The sequence below is a fragment of the Tenacibaculum litoreum genome (assembly GCF_964513915.1).
Taxonomy (GTDB): Bacteria; Bacteroidota; Bacteroidia; order Flavobacteriales; family Flavobacteriaceae; genus Polaribacter; species Polaribacter litoreum.
Genome location: NZ_CAZEQS010000003.1, coordinates 1,199,485 through 1,216,830, shown reverse-complemented (window position 1 = coordinate 1,216,830; position 17,346 = coordinate 1,199,485). Strand labels below are relative to the sequence as shown.

Annotated in this window: 17 protein-coding genes; 2 read left to right on the top strand and 15 right to left on the bottom strand. The window is 30.5% G+C overall.

Annotated elements, in window-relative coordinates:
• Positions 1 to 4: 4 nt before the first annotated feature.
• The 11 genes from ACKTTR_RS11490 to ACKTTR_RS11440 form a co-directional block, all read right to left on the bottom strand.
• Positions 5 to 484 (bottom strand): MarR family transcriptional regulator, encoded by a 480-nt coding sequence (locus ACKTTR_RS11490; RefSeq protein ID WP_408027971.1) that lies wholly within the window; start codon positions 482 to 484, stop codon positions 5 to 7.
• A 218-nt stretch (positions 485 to 702) separates the two neighbouring features.
• Positions 703 to 4,539 carry an nSTAND3 domain-containing NTPase gene (locus tag ACKTTR_RS11485; protein WP_408027970.1) on the bottom strand — a complete coding sequence of 1,279 codons (3,837 nt, stop codon included), beginning with the start codon at positions 4,537 to 4,539 and terminating at the stop codon, positions 703 to 705.
• A 242-nt stretch (positions 4,540 to 4,781) separates the two neighbouring features.
• Complete coding sequence (locus ACKTTR_RS11480) at positions 4,782 to 7,112, bottom strand: discoidin domain-containing protein (RefSeq protein ID WP_408027969.1); 2,331 nt, start codon at positions 7,110 to 7,112, stop codon at positions 4,782 to 4,784.
• 208 nt (positions 7,113 to 7,320) lie between these two features.
• Positions 7,321 to 8,289: an aldo/keto reductase gene (locus ACKTTR_RS11475; protein WP_408027968.1), complete on the bottom strand. Its 969-nt coding sequence runs from the start codon at positions 8,287 to 8,289 to the stop codon at positions 7,321 to 7,323.
• Positions 8,290 to 8,301: 12 nt separating this feature from the next.
• Positions 8,302 to 9,114, bottom strand: a complete 813-nt coding sequence (locus ACKTTR_RS11470; RefSeq protein WP_408027967.1) for a hypothetical protein — start codon at positions 9,112 to 9,114, stop codon at positions 8,302 to 8,304.
• Between the two features lie 14 nt (positions 9,115 to 9,128).
• A complete protein-coding gene (locus ACKTTR_RS11465) occupies positions 9,129 to 10,031 on the bottom strand; it encodes a PhzF family isomerase (RefSeq protein WP_408027966.1) in 903 nt (300 codons plus the stop codon).
• Between the two features lie 18 nt (positions 10,032 to 10,049).
• Positions 10,050 to 11,051: a zinc-dependent alcohol dehydrogenase family protein gene (locus tag ACKTTR_RS11460; protein ID WP_408027965.1), complete on the bottom strand. Its 1,002-nt coding sequence runs from the start codon at positions 11,049 to 11,051 to the stop codon at positions 10,050 to 10,052.
• A gap of 92 nt (positions 11,052 to 11,143) precedes the next feature.
• The gene (locus ACKTTR_RS11455; protein WP_408027964.1) at positions 11,144 to 11,671 is read right to left on the bottom strand and encodes a sigma-70 family RNA polymerase sigma factor; all 528 of its coding nucleotides are present in this window, start codon (positions 11,669 to 11,671) and stop codon (positions 11,144 to 11,146) included.
• Between the two features lie 122 nt (positions 11,672 to 11,793).
• Positions 11,794 to 12,414, bottom strand: a complete 621-nt coding sequence (locus ACKTTR_RS11450; protein WP_408027963.1) for a hypothetical protein — start codon at positions 12,412 to 12,414, stop codon at positions 11,794 to 11,796.
• A 17-nt stretch (positions 12,415 to 12,431) separates the two neighbouring features.
• Positions 12,432 to 12,809, bottom strand: a complete 378-nt coding sequence (locus ACKTTR_RS11445) for a nuclear transport factor 2 family protein (RefSeq protein ID WP_408027962.1) — start codon at positions 12,807 to 12,809, stop codon at positions 12,432 to 12,434.
• 27 nt (positions 12,810 to 12,836) lie between these two features.
• Positions 12,837 to 13,322, bottom strand: coding sequence for a GNAT family N-acetyltransferase (locus ACKTTR_RS11440; RefSeq protein ID WP_408027961.1), 486 nt, complete (start codon positions 13,320 to 13,322; stop codon positions 12,837 to 12,839).
• A gap of 184 nt (positions 13,323 to 13,506) precedes the next feature.
• On the opposite strand from ACKTTR_RS11440, the gene ACKTTR_RS11435 reads away from it, so the two are divergent.
• Positions 13,507 to 14,106 carry a leucine-rich repeat domain-containing protein gene (locus ACKTTR_RS11435; RefSeq protein WP_408027960.1) on the top strand — a complete coding sequence of 200 codons (600 nt, stop codon included), beginning with the start codon at positions 13,507 to 13,509 and terminating at the stop codon, positions 14,104 to 14,106.
• Positions 14,107 to 14,314: 208 nt separating this feature from the next.
• Positions 14,315 to 14,494 carry a hypothetical protein gene (locus ACKTTR_RS11430; RefSeq protein ID WP_408027959.1) on the top strand — a complete coding sequence of 60 codons (180 nt, stop codon included), beginning with the start codon at positions 14,315 to 14,317 and terminating at the stop codon, positions 14,492 to 14,494.
• A 173-nt stretch (positions 14,495 to 14,667) separates the two neighbouring features.
• On the opposite strand, the gene ACKTTR_RS11425 is transcribed toward ACKTTR_RS11430, so the two are convergent.
• From ACKTTR_RS11425 to ACKTTR_RS11410, 4 genes are all read right to left on the bottom strand, one after another.
• Entirely contained in the window at positions 14,668 to 14,817 is a 150-nt protein-coding gene (locus ACKTTR_RS11425) for a hypothetical protein (RefSeq protein WP_408027958.1), read from the bottom strand.
• 207 nt (positions 14,818 to 15,024) lie between these two features.
• Complete coding sequence (locus ACKTTR_RS11420; protein ID WP_408027957.1) at positions 15,025 to 15,186, bottom strand: hypothetical protein; 162 nt, start codon at positions 15,184 to 15,186, stop codon at positions 15,025 to 15,027.
• A gap of 231 nt (positions 15,187 to 15,417) precedes the next feature.
• Entirely contained in the window at positions 15,418 to 16,002 is a 585-nt protein-coding gene (locus tag ACKTTR_RS11415; protein WP_408027956.1) for a hypothetical protein, read from the bottom strand.
• Positions 16,003 to 16,135: 133 nt separating this feature from the next.
• The gene (locus ACKTTR_RS11410; protein ID WP_408027955.1) at positions 16,136 to 16,888 is read right to left on the bottom strand and encodes a hypothetical protein; all 753 of its coding nucleotides are present in this window, start codon (positions 16,886 to 16,888) and stop codon (positions 16,136 to 16,138) included.
• Positions 16,889 to 17,346 lie beyond the last annotated feature (458 nt).

The following is a 17,346-nucleotide window of genomic DNA, read 5'->3' as shown; positions in this document are numbered from 1 at the left end:
ATTGTTAGTTGTTTTTTTCTAGTATTCTTTCGCCAAAGGATGCTTTTTCGAGGTTTGATTCTAATATTTCTAAATATTCAAGGATGGATATATCTTCGTTGAGTAACTCATAGATTACTTCTTTACCATAGCCCCATATTTGTTCTATTTTAGGAAGAATTTCGATAGCCTTTTGGTTTAAATTAAAAACTGTTTTTCTCTTATCTTTTTCGTCTTTTGAAACTTGTAAATACTCTTTTTTTACCATTTTATTGGTAATGGTAATTACTGACTGATGTGTAAATCCTAATTTTTCAGCAATGCCCATTACTGAAATGTTTGGGGTTTGCTGTACGATTATTAAAACTAAATACCAGTTAGGTTCAATATCAATATTTAAGTTTCGATACATTAACCGCGTACTATGGGTCATTTTATCACTAATTCGCTTTAGTCTTGTTGCTAAAGCGATATATCCCATTTCTCTTACTAAATCATTGTTCATATGAATCTTTTGGTCAAATATAAATAAAATACGCAGTTAACTGCGTATTTTATTTTAAAAAATAATATTCATAAAGTAGATAGGTTTAAAAGAAGTTTTTTGAGTTTGTTGGAACGTATTTGTGTATGGTTTTTTGCGAGAAAAGGAGACAAGCCATTTTTTCGTTGAAGTCTAAAGGAAATTCAATTGTATTTATACATACTGTTGTGCTTAGCTATTTAATTTATTCCAATCCAATCATCTAATTTGTATTCTTTTATAGAGGGGAAATTATCTAATTCACTTTCTCCTGTTATATCAATAACGTTTGGTAAAGAATTTAAAATATGTGTTAATTTTTCTGAAACCTTATCTTTCTTTATAGAATTATTTATATAATTAAATGTACCAAAAAATCGAACATTATTTTTTTCAGATAAAACAACAAGTTCCTCTAGTTTTTCTTCTTGTTCTCTTATTGATGATTTAAGCAAATTAAAAATATAATAGTCAAGAGGTAATTTTTTTAATATTTTTAAAATAAAATTTTCATCAAAAATTTTGAAAATATCATCCTTATGACCAGTTTGCTGAAATAACTCAAAATTTTGAACTATATATTCAAGCAATTCATTTTCTCGCTCAAGCAATTTATAACTATTAATTAGAATAGACCAAAGTTTATTAGTATATGTAAGATTGCAAGTACATTCAGCCGTATTATACAATAATGTTTTGGTCAATAAATGCTTATTTTTAGCATTTGTACAAAGCTCCAACCATATTTCTTCCCAATCATTCCATTCATGCCCAAAACCGTTAACACCATGACCTAAAAATTCTTGAAGACAAATATCAAAACCAGTATTATTTTCATTCTTTAAAATAAGTCTTATAATTTTATCCCAAAACTCCCGGTTGTGATGATGGACGGCAAGCCACCATAACGGTTGAGGAAAACCACAATAGACATTTAAGCAATCCCTTATTAGTTGTTTAGGGAAAACCATATAAACTTCATTTATATTTTCAGTGTTTAATTCATTAATTCCTAATATTGAATATGTTAATTCTTTTGGAGGTGTAGAATATGAATTTAGAATCACAGCCTTTATCCATCTTAAATCTACTCTTTCACTATAAATCAATTTAATTATTTGTTCTTTCTCACTTTTATGTAAATCTTCCCAATATTCAATTATCCATTTTAGATTTGATAATAAAAAACTGGTGTCGTTATAACCAACTAATTCTGAGAATATATTCTTTCTGATATTGTAATTATTTTGGGTTAGTTTCATTAAACTATCAGCTATAGACATTTCATATTCATCTAGAATTTTATTATTTTTTATTTGATAATCAATTCTTTTATACCAAGAACTTAAGACCTTTATCCCTGTTTCTAAGTTCAAATATTTCAAGGAATCATCCATTGTTGAACCAAAACGGGCAGAATTTATATGTACACCAAGAGGGACAGCTTTCATACAAATCGGGTACAATTCCCCCCAGATTTTCCAGAGTTCATTTTTTTGAGAATCATTAAATTCTCTTCTTAAAATTGACTCATGTCCATAATCAATAGAATATGTAGATATTAAATTAAATGCTCTAATGGCAACTTGTTTTTTACTAATAGAAATACACATTAATTTTAAGATACTATCTTTAATTTCTTCAGTAAAAGAAAACCAATTAAGTAAAGAAGCTCTTATAGCACTAAAAATGATCGTTGGGTGTTCATCATTGAAAAGTTCTTTTATGTTTTTATTATTTAAGGTTTTAGGTCTTTTAAAAATTTCGTAAATTACTTTTTCTCTAATAAAAGCTTCATTAAATTGAAGAAGCAAATGTAGTTTTTCAAATGAAATATTATCTTTCTTTTTTAATGTGCCAATATAAATCCAAGCATCATGTTTATTTGGCAAGATATTGTTTGACAATTGCTTTTCCACCTTGTTTATAATAGTTAAATCTATTTCATCAAATACCTTAGAAAAACTACTTTCATTAGAAATAAATGGTGTATTGTTTTGCCAATGAATATAGGAACTACTTGTTCCACCCTTTTGAATTTTCCAAATTAATTTATTGTAATATTCTTCATCTAAATCAAGAATATAATTCATTAAAAATATTATAGAATTATCTTCAACAGAAGGAAAAATAGAATCCATACCTAAAAATGCAATATCAAATATTTCTTTTTTAAAGTCTTCTCTAATTTTATCGTGAATAAAAAAGTAATTTTTTGATGCTTGATATGCTGTAGAAGTGTTCAGGCATGCTATACATTTTCTATAAATATTTAGTTTTTCTTTTTGCTTTAAGGAACCTCTTTCAAAAAAAAGATATCTTCCGGCTTCATAATAGTTTGGATGGGTTAATATAAGCGAATCATTAACAATATAAATAAATCCTCTTTCTTCCAAATAGTTAAGAGCATTTGAGGTGTCTTGATTAAGAGTTGTATTTGTAGGGTATTTAGGGAAAAGAGGTGATTTGTTATCAATGAACCTACTAGTAAAAACTTCCTTATTTGTAATTGAAACTAGTTCGGTAGAATCAGAGAGTATATAAGCTAAATCTGAAATGAATAATTTATGAATAGTGTTTGAACAAATGCTAATATATGAGAGAATATCTGCTGATAAATGATTCGATTTTTTTAGATTTTCTGCTATTTCTTTTGAATCTCTTCTTGCAATATGTTCTAGGTCACTAAATTTTTTGTTCGTTAGACGCACAACCTCTTCATTAGCCAGATAGTTTAATTGACCGATTTGTAATAAACTATCCTCTTCGGTCTCTAAAATTCCATTACTTACAATATTTATTATTTCTTTAGGTATAGATTGTTCTTCAGATATTATTTTCCAAAATGAATTTACTATTTCATTATTTTTAATTGTTAAGTCTATCCAATCAGTATTTTTTATTTTACAATCTGTAATGTTTTTAGTGTCAAATTGATTATATAATAAATCTAAGCGAGAAGAAACAATTAAATAATGATGTTTTTCTTTATTCGAAAGTACTTCTGTTAGGCTACGTAAGACATCAATGTGGTTTTCTTTTAACGTAATATGACCAAAAGGGTCTTCTAAGATTGTAATCTTATTATCTGAAGTATTTGAATTGAGAAAACGCTTTAACTCTGATATATTATCATGAATTTGATAATCATATCCTAAATTGACAAAATGATTAGATATTGTTTTTGCTAACTCAGTCTTTCCACATTGAGAAGTTCCTGTTAAAAGTAATATGCCTTTCTCTTCAATTCTTTTAATTAAATCTGGTTCTTCTAGTCTTGTTTTATAGTGAGCATCAATTATTGGTATTCCAATTTTATTCGATTTAATACTTTCCATAATATTCGAGAAAATATCATTGCCTGTATTTCTACCAATTTTGACAATTTCAAGTAGTTCTAAATAGACAATACTTACTCTAGATTGGGCAATATTATATTGATTATTTAGAATTGATATTATGTGGTTATCTACTACTTCATCTGTAAATTCTTCAAGAATTTGACAATTTTTAAGTGTAGATGTTAATTCAGCTTTTGTCTTAAAAATATCAGATTGTTGTTTGCAAAAAGATTCTCGTTCTTTCATTAATGTCGTTTTACCGAACTTTTGATTCTTTAGAACATTTTTAAATTCTTTAAAAAAATCTGTCGAAATTGAAATAGAATTTTGATTAATTAAATTTTGTAAAGACGTTCTAAATTTCACTGTACTATCAGAACATCTTGAATGTGTTATAAATAATGCGGAACAGTTATTATCAATTACTTTTTGCAGTAAATTGTTGTCTGATTTTCTTTCTTGAAAATGACTTAGCCAATTAATTAGTTTTGGAATATCAATAAGATTGTTTTCTCTTTTTACTTGTATTTCAATATTTTTCTTAACGCCTTTGTTTTCAGTTACTAACAATGCATCCTCACTGCCTTCAATCTCAACAAATAAATTGATTTTATCAGCATTAGAAAGCAATGCTATCAAAAGTGTAACTTTATATTGATATTCATAACCTTTAACGCCATCAATGGTGATACTCATATTTTTTTATTTGTGGCGAACTGTTTGAGGGAAGTTCGGATTTTTAATTGGTTACAACCAGTTTATATACAGAATAAACTTACCATTATACTCCTTTTTTGGCAGGCTAAGCGGAAGTTATAGCAATTTTATTTCTTTTTAATTTTTTGAGAACTAAATATAGTAAAAAATCCCAAGCTACTAACTTGGGATTTTATGGTGTCAATAATTATCTATTTCTGTAGTAGTTTCTTAGAGACGTTTTATTCTTTTATAATTTTATAGGTAAGAGTTTTTTTCTTGGTTTTAATATCAAAAAAATACATTCCTTTAGGGGCTGATTTTAAATTGATATTTACGTTATTTTGCGTAGCGGTTTGCTGTAAAATGGTTTGTCCTACAAAGTTTCGTACTGTATAGGTAAACGGAGCACAGTCTTCACACTTGATATTAACCATCCCTTTTGTAGGGTTTGGATATACACTAAAGGTATCATCAGTTTGTGAAGTGGTATCAGTTGTTTCAAACATTCTATCAGCTGTATTTGCAGATAGGTTAATCACAGCACTTACCCCTTTATGGTCAGAAGGCCACGGTAGTTGGTTTGCTTCAAACGTATCGTTTTGGGTGTTTGCAGTACTCGATACATTGTTAACATAGGAAGCTTTTGGCCCCACAATAGCAGCGCTGGTTGCAGAAAGGGTAGTACCTCGGTAAAAAATATAGTCAATACGATCTCTTTCGTCAGCTTCTGGTGTCCAGCTAGTACTTCCAACTCCTGTTGCTACAGAAGGCCATGTGATACCAGGGTTAGCAACTTCATCAGGATATACTTCTCTAAAAGCATCAACAAAACCATTATTTTCTAGAGTTTTGGTCGTGTGCCAAGGAAATACCACTCCGTGGTGGTCAAACATATTGGCTTGTCTAGTTGTCCAGTCTAAGTGCGAAGGTTCGTTAAAATCCCCCACTAAAATTACTGGGCGAGTTTCATTTTTTATATGATTGATAAACGCAGCAATCTGCTCATCTCTTCGTGAACCTAAATTTTGTTCTGAAATAATAGCAGGATCGGTTACTGGTTGCGGATCTTGGTTTGCAGCTCCTATTTTACTCCATCCTGTATAAGGTGAAGAACCTCCACAGTTGTATCCTCTTGGAAGATAGGTAGCATAGTAAGTATAATCTAAGTGTGCCGTTGCTACCACTACACTTTGTCCGTTAACATCTACCTCAAAAACCGAAATTGCACCAAGGTTGGTACCTGATGAGGTGATAGGGTATTTGCTAATGATAGAAACATCACCATAAGCATAACCTCTGTGATAGTTTAAACCAATAGCTGCAAGGTTGTTTACAATTTTGGTCGTCCAATCGCCCGTATAGTTTCTTACTTCGCTAAAACATACAATATCTGGATTTACGTTGGCAATGACATCTCTAATATAGGTCATTCCGTTTGGTACTGAAGTTCCTTCTTGCCAAATATTAAATTGCAATACTTTAAGGCTGTTGGTGTTGCGTACGGTAACATAGCCTGTTTTAGTAATGGTATTGCTGCCCGTAGTATTGCTTGCTGTTAAAGTAACATTATAAGTTCCTTCGGTGTTGTAGGTTACTATCGGGTTTTGAGCAGTACTCGTAGCAGGTGTTCCTCCTTCAAATGTCCAGTTCCAAGAGGTAGGATTGTTCGTAGAACTATCTGTAAAAGAAATTTGTTGTCCTGAAATGATAGAAGTGGTGTTTGAAGTGAAGTTAGCTACTGGAGCTCCCGATTGAATTAAAGTTCCTCCAATATTAATCTCCGCAGCTGAGGTATAATTTCCACTGTTGATATCCGAAGTAGCAACTAAGCGCACATATTGTCCTTGTTTCTTAGGAAAACTAACGGTTTTTTCTGTTTGATTGGAAGCAAAGATTCCCGTCGCAACGGCTGTTCCCCAATTAGAAGGGGTATCACTTACATAAATTTGATAATCGGCAATTGTACCATTGGTTCCTGTTTGACGTGGTAAGTATTTTAGCTCACAAACATCGTAGATGCCGTTTAAGTTAATTTGAATTTCATGCGGGTGCGTAGGTTGACTAGCACTCCATTCGGTATGCCAAATAGTTGATGTGTCGCCATCAAAGGCATTGGTAGCTACTCCGTTTTCACCTGATGTTTCTTGACTGTCTACATACTGTAAACTCCATCCAGATTGTGAAATAGGAGCACAGGTTGGAGTTTCTGTACCAACCGTAAAGCTTGAAGAAGCTAATACTGTGTATCCGTCATTTTTAAAAAAATACACTTTATAAGTTCCAGTATTTGGTAAACCAGCTGAAAAGATAACCGTACCATTTTTAAGTTTTTTGGTAGCACTTTGTTTTCCGTTTACATATAACCAATCAATAGAGCTTACAAGACCAGGTGTATCATTTTGATTATAAATACCAATCCAGTCTTTTGCATTGCCAGGACCGTCAGAAAAATTGACAGTAATGGCTTCATTAGGTGTATAAGTGGTTTTTGAAGGATTTACACTTTGTGCGTGTAATTTGATAAGGCTTCCTACTAATAAGAAGCAGATAAAAATAATAGTTTTTCTCATGGGGGTTAAATTAGTTTGATGTTGTATAAATTCTTATAGAATCTCATCTACAGAAATAGTTAATTGATTAACTATCAAATTTATAAACTAATTGTTTTTATGAGTGAAGAGAGCGTAAACGGTTTGTTAAGACATTGTTATTTTTGCGATTAATGTTCTTAGGGAAGTTTTTGTTTAAGTTAGTTTACGCTCTTTTAAATGGAAAGAGTTAGCTTCTTTCACCTTTTTTATGTCCAGTAGCTAATACCATTTCAGGAGATAAGTCTGTTATTTTTGTTCTTAACTCTTCTGTCATATGTATATCTAGTGAAGCCAAAGCAGGTTTTAGTTGTTCTAAATTTCGGGCGCCAATTAAAGGTGCAGTTATTGCTTTGTGCGCTTTTACCCAAGCAATGGCAAGGCTAACTGGGTTTAAATTGTTTTGATTGGCAAAATCAACATAACTATCAACTGTTTTATAGGTGATTTCATCATTGTATCGTTTTTGATACATTGTGCTTTCAGCAAAACGACCTTCTTTTTTATCTGTTTTATATTTTCCAGTTAGTAACCCTCCACCAAGTGGACTATAAGAGGCTACTCCTAAACCTTCACTTAAAGCCATTGTTAATAATTCTGATTCGCACTGACGTTTTACTAAATTATACATGGGCTGAATAACAGAGATAGGAGTGTAGTTATTTTGTTGGGTAACAGCAATAGCTTTCATTACTTGCCAAGCAGCAAAGTTACTCAGACCTAAATATCTTACTTTTCCTTGTTTTACAAAATTATCGAATGTAGCTAAGGTTTCTTCTAAAGGTGTGTTTTCATCAAAAGCATGTGCATAATAAAGATCAATATAATCAGTATTTAAGCGTTTCAAACTATCGTCTAAAGCTTTTATTAAGTGACCTCTTCCTAAGCCTTTGTCGTTTACACCTTCTCCTGTAGGAAAATAGGCTTTTGTAGCAATAACTACTTCATCACGATGTTCATGTATTAGTTTTCCTAAAATTTTTTCAGAAGTTCCATTGTTGTATATGTTAGCTGTATCAAAAAAGTTAATTCCTTTATCTTTTGCTGCATGGTATATGGCTTTTGAAGTTGCTTCATCTGCTTCTCCTCCAAAGGTCATAGTACCTAGGCATAATGTTGAAACTTTTAATCCAGAGTTTCCTAAAGTTTTATATTCCATCTTGTAGTTGTATTAGTGTATAATTGTGTTTAAGGTATTGGTAAAGTTGTTTAAAAAAAGGTTTTGAGAAGTTTTACTTGCACGTTGTAGTGATAAGAAAGGATTTAAATCTTCTAGTTCAACAAGTAAAAGCGATCCATCTTTAAGTCGGCAAGCATCTACCCGAGTAATACCTTGAGATAGGGGATTCCATTCAATAAATTTGTTTGCAAATTCAAGATCTTTTGAAGTTACTGCTATTTCTTCTAGCTCCCATCGTTTTGATTTATCAGGGGCATACAAAGCATATTGGAATTCTTTGTTGATATAATAAAATGATATTTCGTATTCAAAATCTACAAAAGGTTGTATAATTTTATTTTCAAGGTCAGCCTTTTCTAATTCATTTTTGCTTACTATTTTCATACCAATGGAGTCCGCACCATTTTTAAGCTTTATGATGTATTGTTCAGGATTTCCTAATAATGAAATATCAGAAATGTTTTCTATAGTTGGTATTACAGGAAAGTTAAGTTGAGTTAACTCCATTAAATAGTCTTTACCTACCATATCTGCTTTTCCATCAAAAGAATTAAAAGTGTGTATGTTTTGTTTTTTAACTTCTGAAACAAATTTTCTATAGTAATTTTCATAGCCCAAAACTGCTCCTGTATTTCTATAAACTATCAAGTCTGCTATATGTAGGTTTTCAATAGCTTGTTGTGGGTGACCAATAATTATATTAAAATGTTTCTTTAGTTTTGAAATAATAAATAGGTCTTCTTCGTAATAATTTCTTCCGTTAGCTTTATAAAATAAATCGGTTATATATAAGATACGTTTCATAGTTGCGTTTTGAATTACATTTCTATTTTTGTTCTAAAAACAGGTACAGCACTACCTTTTATTTGTATTTTAGTAGGGATGTTTTTTGTTGTTTCTACTCGAACAAAAATATTTCCTGAACGTTGCATTTTTTCGCCTTGCCTACCTGTGAATTCAAAAATACTTCCGTTAAAATCAATTATTTTATTTTGAACCAAATAACCGCCTAAAGGTCCATTTGCGTTTCCTGTAACAGGATCTTCTTGTATTCCAATGGCAGGCGCAAACATTCGTCCGTTTGTTAAAGTATTTTCACTGTCTGTGTTTAGTGTAAATACAAAATAACCATTGCAGTTTATTTGCTTGCTTAGTGTTTTTAGGGCATCCATATTTGGAACTAGTTGATTGAGTTTTTCATTACTTTTAATACCAATCATTACTTTAGAATGACCAGTTGAAGCAATTTGAATAGGATATCTTTTATCTCTATCAGAGTTTTGTAACCCCAAAGCATTTAGCAGTTTTTTTGTTGTAGTTGCATCAAATTCTGGACTTAATTCAAACTTACCTTGTGTCATGATAATTTGATAATTGGAGTTGTTTTTTACAACTTCAATAGGTAAAATACCAATACTGGTTTTCATGTTTAAAACACAAGAGTTTAATTGTTCTTCTAATGCCTTTACATAAATAGCAGCTATGGTTGCATGTCCGCAAATAGGAACTTCGGTTGTGGGAGTAAAATATCGAATGATTCCATCATAATCTTTCGAGTTTGATGAGAGGATAAATGCAGTTTCAGAATTATTAAGTTCTCTGGCTATTAGTTGCATTTCTGTATCTGATAATCCGTCGGCATTTACTACAACTCCAGCAGGGTTTCCTTTAAACTTTTCTGTAGTAAAAACGTCTATTTGATATGTGATGTATGATTTCATTGGAAGAGTTTTGGTTATTTATAATACAATGCTAATTTTTCCCATGTGTTGTGCTTTTTTTAAGTAAGCAAAAGCATCTAAAGTATCATCAAAAGCAAATGTTTTATCAATTACAGGATGAATTTCGTGCAATTGAAAAGCACGTAACATATTGTTATACATTTCTGTTGATCCTGTTTCAATACCTTGTATTCTTGCTGCTTTCATCATAATAGTTCCTGTGTCTATTACTCCACTGGTGCCATCAATAACACCTACCATACTTACTGTACCTTCACTTTTTACACATTGTAAAGATTGGCTAATATGTGAGCCTCCTACAACATCTATAACTTGATCAACTCCTTTGTTATTGGTTAGTTTTAGTACTTCTTTAATCCAGTTTTCAGTTGTTTTATAGTTGATGGTATGGTGCGCTCCTAATGCTGTTGCTTTTTGTAGTTTTTCATCACTACTTGAGGTTATAATAACTCGGTAACCAGCTAATTTTGCAAATTGTAATGCAAATAAAGAAACACCTCCTGTGCCTATGAGGAGTATAGTATCGCCTAATTTTAGGTTAGATTGTTCTACTACAGCATTCCAAGCTGTAAGTGCTGCTACTGGTAATGTTGCTGCTTCTTCAAAGGATAAATAGTTAGGAAATTTATGAAGAGCGTTTTCGGGGAAGACTACATATTCAGCCATAATACCGTCTCTATCTGACCCTCCTAAAGAGTCTTTTAGTTTATCAGTATTTAATTTTCCTGTTTCCCAATTGGGCAAAATTAAAGAGGTAACATTATCACCCTCTTTAAAATTAGTTACTTTATTACCTATTTTTATAACCTTACCAGCGGCGTCAGAACCAGGAATTCTATTTTCGGTTGGTTTCCATTTTCCTGAACCTTCAGTAACAAGGATATCACGATAGTTTAATGAGATAGCTTTTATTTTGACTAATACTTCATTAGGTTTTATTTCAGGAATTTCTGTAGTCGTTGCTTGTAATTTTCCGTTAGAGATTTTGAATAATTTCATCTGTTTTCTGTTTTTGTATTTACCGTAAACGATACTTTAAATGTGCTTTTGTGATCGATAGACGGGAAGGGTAGAAAAAAGACGCAAAAAAATTATTCTAGAAAATCAATAATTTTACCGTTGGTATCAGTTACAACATTAGGACAGTCTAAAATATCTTCTTTTAATAGGTTTTTGGCGCGTTGTACTCTTGATTTGGCTCCTGAATAAGATATGTTTTTGTCGTGAGCAAGTTGTAATTGTGAATAATCTTTAAAAGAAGTAAGTAATATAGCTTCTTTATATTTTTCTGAAAGACTACTTATTTTACCATTGATACAAGTAGAAAGTTTGGTATAGGTATTATCTTCTTTAGCCTCTTCAGGAAATTCTATATCAATATGATCTTCTTTAAGGGTTTGTTTTTTTCTGAAGTAGTCCAAAACCACATTTCTACATATTTGATATACCCATGATGTTAGTTTAGAGGTGTCTTTAAGTGTATCTATTTTTGTAAGGGCTTTAATAAAAACTTCTTGTAAAATATCTTTTGAGTCTTCTTCGTTTTTTACTCTACTTAAAATGAAACGATAAAGTTCTTGGTGAAGGTCATCCCAAAGTATTTTTATGTCTTTGTTCATTTTAGTTGTTTTAAGATTACAGAAGTACACTCAAATTTACTACTTTTTTTATCAAGTTTAAAGCTGTAGATAGTTTATTAAGTGTTGAATAACAGAGGAGGAGAGTAGCGGTTAGGTGTGGTTTATCCTTTTCTGAGTTCAATTTCCATAGCTTTTTTATAAAATTCAGTAAACTCTTTTTCGTTATACTTAACTCTCATGGCAGCTAAAACATCTGGTAAGCCCAAACTAAACCAATCCCAAAGCATGGTGTCAAAATTGTATTTATACATTTGCTTTTCTACTTCTGCTCTTATTTTCATTATTTCAGAGTCAGAAAAACCATGTTTATTAAGTAGTTGGTTTATTTTAATAATTTCTTCCGGAGTATTTTCTGTATCAAGGTAAGGTTCTAGTAACCAGTTCCAGTTTTTTGTTTCTTTAAAAGTAGTTATGTTATTTCTTTCAGTGAATTCTCTAAGAGATTTGGAATGTTCTCTTGAAATAAATATAACCTCATTTCTAAGTTTAATTAAAGGAGGATACGACTGGTAACAGATAGCAGTTATTTCAGAGGCTTTAATTTTTTTATTAGGGAACACAACTGACGGTTTAAATGGGTATGCTAAAACTTCAATTTCAGTTTCTAAGATTTTAGCTTTTCCAATGCCACAAATCATATTGTTCATTTCATAGCTTGTGGCCCCAAAAAAGGCTCCTTTTTTAGTCTTTTTACCAAATATTTTCTTTAAAAGATTCAGCATTTTTGATTGGTTTAGCTTTACTCATTTAAGTCATTGACTAACTTTCTAGAAATAACTGTGTCGTAAATTATTTTTAGCTTGGTTATTTTGTTTTCAGAATCAAGTTCAATAATATCAACAACATCAAACTCTACTTTTTCATTGTTTTTTAAAGTCCATTTATAGGTAAAGTAGAGAGCTAGGTTATTAGATTCATTCTGTTCAAAAATTCCTTTTAGAATAAGTTCTGAATTAGAAGTGTCATTATTTAATTCACGATAAAATTCGTCTGCTTTTTTAATTCCATAGATAGGAGACTCAACAATTCCGTTATTACTAAATAGATTAATAACCTTTTCTATATTTCCTTTTTCTAGGTGTTCTAGGTATTTTTTTGCTATTTGACTTTTATTCATAGTTAAAAAAAATAGTTAAAATCACATTTATAAATTCAATTCTAGGATTTCTCCAGGTAAACCGTCAAAATCTTTAAACTCTTTTGAGTAGAATCCATTGTTCGTTAAAACTTTTCTTGAAGGAATATTTTTAGGATCTATTATTGCAAAAATTCTTTTTAAAGAGTTTTGTTTTTTGCCTGTTTCAATTAACTTTTTTCCTACAGTACTAGCAATTCCCTTTCCCCAGTGTTCAGGCAAAATCATATAACCAAGTTCTGCTTCTGTATTAGAGATTTTTGTTATTTCTAATTTTGCTAATCCTAAAAATTCACTAGCATCCTCGTTAATAATTTTAAAATTCCCGAAGCTTGGTGCAAGTTTATTATTTTCTATTAGTTTTTTAAAGTCGTTTTTGGCTTCCTCCAATTCTATTGCTCTTTCAGTAATCATTTTCATAACCTTTTCATTATTCACAAGTTTGAAATAATTAGGGAAGTCGGCTTCGGTAAATTTTTCCAGTGTTATTTTCATACAGTATTTTTTAGAACGATAGTAATTAGAGCAATTTATGTACAATTGAATAACAAAAAGTATTGGCTAGCGAGACTACGAATATAAAAACAATCGCTACGAAAACAAACTACTTTTTATAGGCTACTATCTACCGTATACATTTGATACTTGTAATTATTAATAAAACATTATATCAAAAAAAATGGAAGAGCAAGTTGCTATTTTAAAAAATGAGGATTATTCTTTTAGAGAACTTAATGGAGGTATTGCAATTTTAGATTACATAGGAAAGTCTACTGACGTTGTTATACCTGATAATATTAACAATAAATCTGTAAAGTATATATTAAGGGAAGCTTTTGATAACAAAGGACTGAAAGCTGTAGTTTTACCAAAATTTTTAGAGTATATAGATGAGGATGCTTTTTATAAAAATGAAATTAAAGAACTGGTAATTCCTTCAAAAGTTACAGAAATTAGAGGAGGGGCTTTTGGAAGAAATAAAATTGAAAAACTTGTTATTGAAGCACCAATTACAACGATTCATATGTTTTGTTTTGTAGGAAATGCGCTTACAAGTATAGATTTACCAGAATCGGTAACTACATTGTATAACGATTGTTTTGCAGAAAATAATTTTGAAGAACTTACAATTCCAGAAAACATAACAACCCTAGGGAGCGATTCTTTTAAAGATAGTAAGAAGTTAAAGAAGGTAATTTTGCCTCAAAAATTAGAGGGTAGTATTACTGGAGCTTTTAGAGGATCAGATATTGAGAATATTGATTTTGTGTTGTACTAGGTAGTGTTGATTGGAGTTAACAAAAAAACTAGTGGGTTTAAAGAGTTTGTAAAACATGTTTTATGTTTTGGAATATTTAAATGTTCTGGTTTGTAGTCTTTTATATTGTTTTTTACTTATTTTTAGAATAATTTTTCGCGGAGAATTGGCATATGCTGTGAGTGCCATTAAATGTTCACAGATTAAAATAATTGTTAAAATTTTTAGTATGAAAAATTTAATAACATTAGGAAAAGCTCTAAATAAGTTTGAACAAAAACAAATTAAAGGAAGTAACGGTAGTGAGTGCTATGAATGTCTACCTGATGCTCCTCCAGGAAGTGGTTTGGCATGTGCGGGAACTGATGTATGTCAGGTTATGCCTGATGGATGTCATATATGTGTGTAAGAAAGATTTAAAAACTAGCGGGCTTCGGTTCGCTTTTTCTTTTTATTGTGCTTTAAATTGTGTTTAGTTATTTAGAAGTCTTTTCGAAAAACAATTTTAGGAGTACATATAAATATATAAACTCTTTCCAAAAAAATAGCGAACCGAAGTTCGCTAATAAATTTTTGTTATATCTACTTAAGTACACACCTACAGTTTTCATCAAATTCATGATCTTCATCGCAAGGGTAAGGGATAAAACGACATTCAGTTGTTCCACCATTAATAAATTGTTGTTCCTGTTTGTTTAAAACAGCACCTAAGTTTGAAATGTTCTTTAACATAATTTTGAGTTTAAAATTTAATCAAAACTAGGTATAAATAAAAATGAAAGAACCTTTAAAACCGTAATAAAGGTAAGGTAATTCCTTACTTAACTAAAATTAACAAATGGTTGTTGTAGAAAAGAGTTAATAATGTTTTGTAGAAGGAATTCTAGTGTTAAAAAAGTAGAGAATTAAAAAGTCCTCGATAGCCGAGGACTGATAATATTAATGAACACAATCATCAAAGGGAGCACTAGCTATATGTGTGCAACCGCCACTCCAATTTAAGCAATATCCTGAAGGACAAGATGTTTCTCCTTTACCATTAATAGATTGTTGTTCCTGTTTGTTTAAAACAGCACCTAAGTTTGAAATGTTCTTTAACATAATTTTGAGTTTTAAATTTATCAAACTTATGAATAAATAAAAATGAAAAAACGAAATAAACCGTAATAAAAGTACGGTAAAACCTTATTTAACAGAAGTTAACAATTAGCTAGAATTTAAAAATATAAGTGAGGTTAACAAGTTATCATTTTTTACTTAGAAACTCAAATTGGCTATTACGGTCCAGATTACAAGAGGTTATGCTATTTATTTTATTGTTTATTACGTTTTTTAATCACCTTTAATTACTACTATGTTTTTAGTAGAATATTTATCTTCAATTAATTTTTTTTCTAGTTCGAATATCGACTCTAATTCATTGATGTCTATTTCATCTTTTAGCAACTCTATTTCTAGGTCTAAATTAAGCATCATTTCTTCCAATAATTTAAGATAATATTCAGCGGTTTCATATTGGGATAATTTTCTAAGATTAATTAAATTGTTATAAATAGAATTATGAGAGTATTCCGATACGTTTTTAGATATTAATTCATTTGATATTATTGTTTCTAATAAATCAGGATATGGAATAGGGTTGTTTGCTTTCACAGATTCTAACTTTTCTTTCGTATAGTTAACAGTATCCTGTTCAAATTCAAGTATTGTTTTATTTAGATTATTAGAATATTCACTTGTATTAGCTAAAATTAATTTAGCAGTATGTAAAAGTTTTATAGTGTCTTCTTTTTCTTTGTTTCTAATACCTGAATTAGTAAGCCAAATAGCAATTAAAACACCCGCTAGGGTTGCTATTAAAGTTAGAATAAATGAAATCCATTCGTTTTTACTGATTCTTATTAATTTAATTTTCATTAATTTTTATTGTTTTTTATAAAGTATAAGGATTGTTACTTGTTTTGGGCGTCTAATTTAGTAAATGTAAACTGAATATATTCAGAAGTAGGCGAGTACGAGTAACTATTTATAGCCAATGTTACAGTAATTATTATTCAGATGTTGCAAATAGTCCTTTATTCCCAAACATAGAAAATGAATATCCTAAAATGTTTTCATAATTATTTTTGTCAATACTTTTTGGAATAGGATGTGGAACATTATACCCTAAAATATGACTATGAATTAAAAACTCTACAACCTTAAAATCAAAAAATGGATCTTCTTGGTCAATTTTATTATCATCTAAAACTATGAGATTAACATTGAAACCCTTTTCGGTAGGAATATAGTTTGAAAAATAAACCAAATCTCCAGTCCAACTACGAACAAAAAAAAGAAAATTTGCGTATTTATAGATATCCCATTTTTCTTCCATTTTAGAGGCTTTATAAATTATGCCGTCTGGAATTTGTTTACCTTGAGTATTAAACTTTAAGTCAACTTCACATTTAGCTCCATTTTCAGGGAACTTGCCAATATATTCTTTCCCATCACTTTTTCTTAAGCTTAAGAAATTAGCCGCAATTCTTGGGTCTTGAGTTGTTGAAGTCATTTTTAGAGCATATTCTCTACAGTCAAATATCTCAATGTTGTATGGGTTTTCATTAGGATTTAGCCATTTAGAGTCGTATACTTTTTCTTCCTCTTTTGGATTTCCAAAGCTTATTGTATCTCCAACTTTTAAATTAACTAAATCAGAAGCAGACATTGTTGCTGTTTTATAGGAAGTATCATTTTTTGATTTAACGTCTTTCTTTTCTTCTTTTGATTTTCCTTTGAATAGTCTTTTAAATATACTCATGTATTGTTTATATCATTACTTAATTACTGTTTACTATATCCACATAATAAACTTACCAATACATTTCTTAGAAAGTAGAATAAGTAGAAGACATAGCAATTTTATTAACACTCTCAAATATAAAAAAAAAGTAAGATAAAAAAGTGTAACTTTTTTATCGGGTCGACACCCCAAGCCTAATCGGGTCGACACCCCAAGCCTAATCGGGTCGACACCCCAAGCCTAATCGGGTCGACACCCCAAGCCTAATCGGGTCGACACTTCTTGCCTAAGGGGAGTGACACTCCCTCGGTAAGGGGAACGATGCTCCCTGCCTAAGGGGAGCAACTTCAAACAACAAAAAAGGTAAAATATTCGTATTGTGTAGAAAAATGTTTGTTAGGTGCTGTGGTGTATAAAGAAACCATTTTAAAAAACAAATACACCCCAAAGAGGAGTGTATTTAAGTGTAAAGTTTT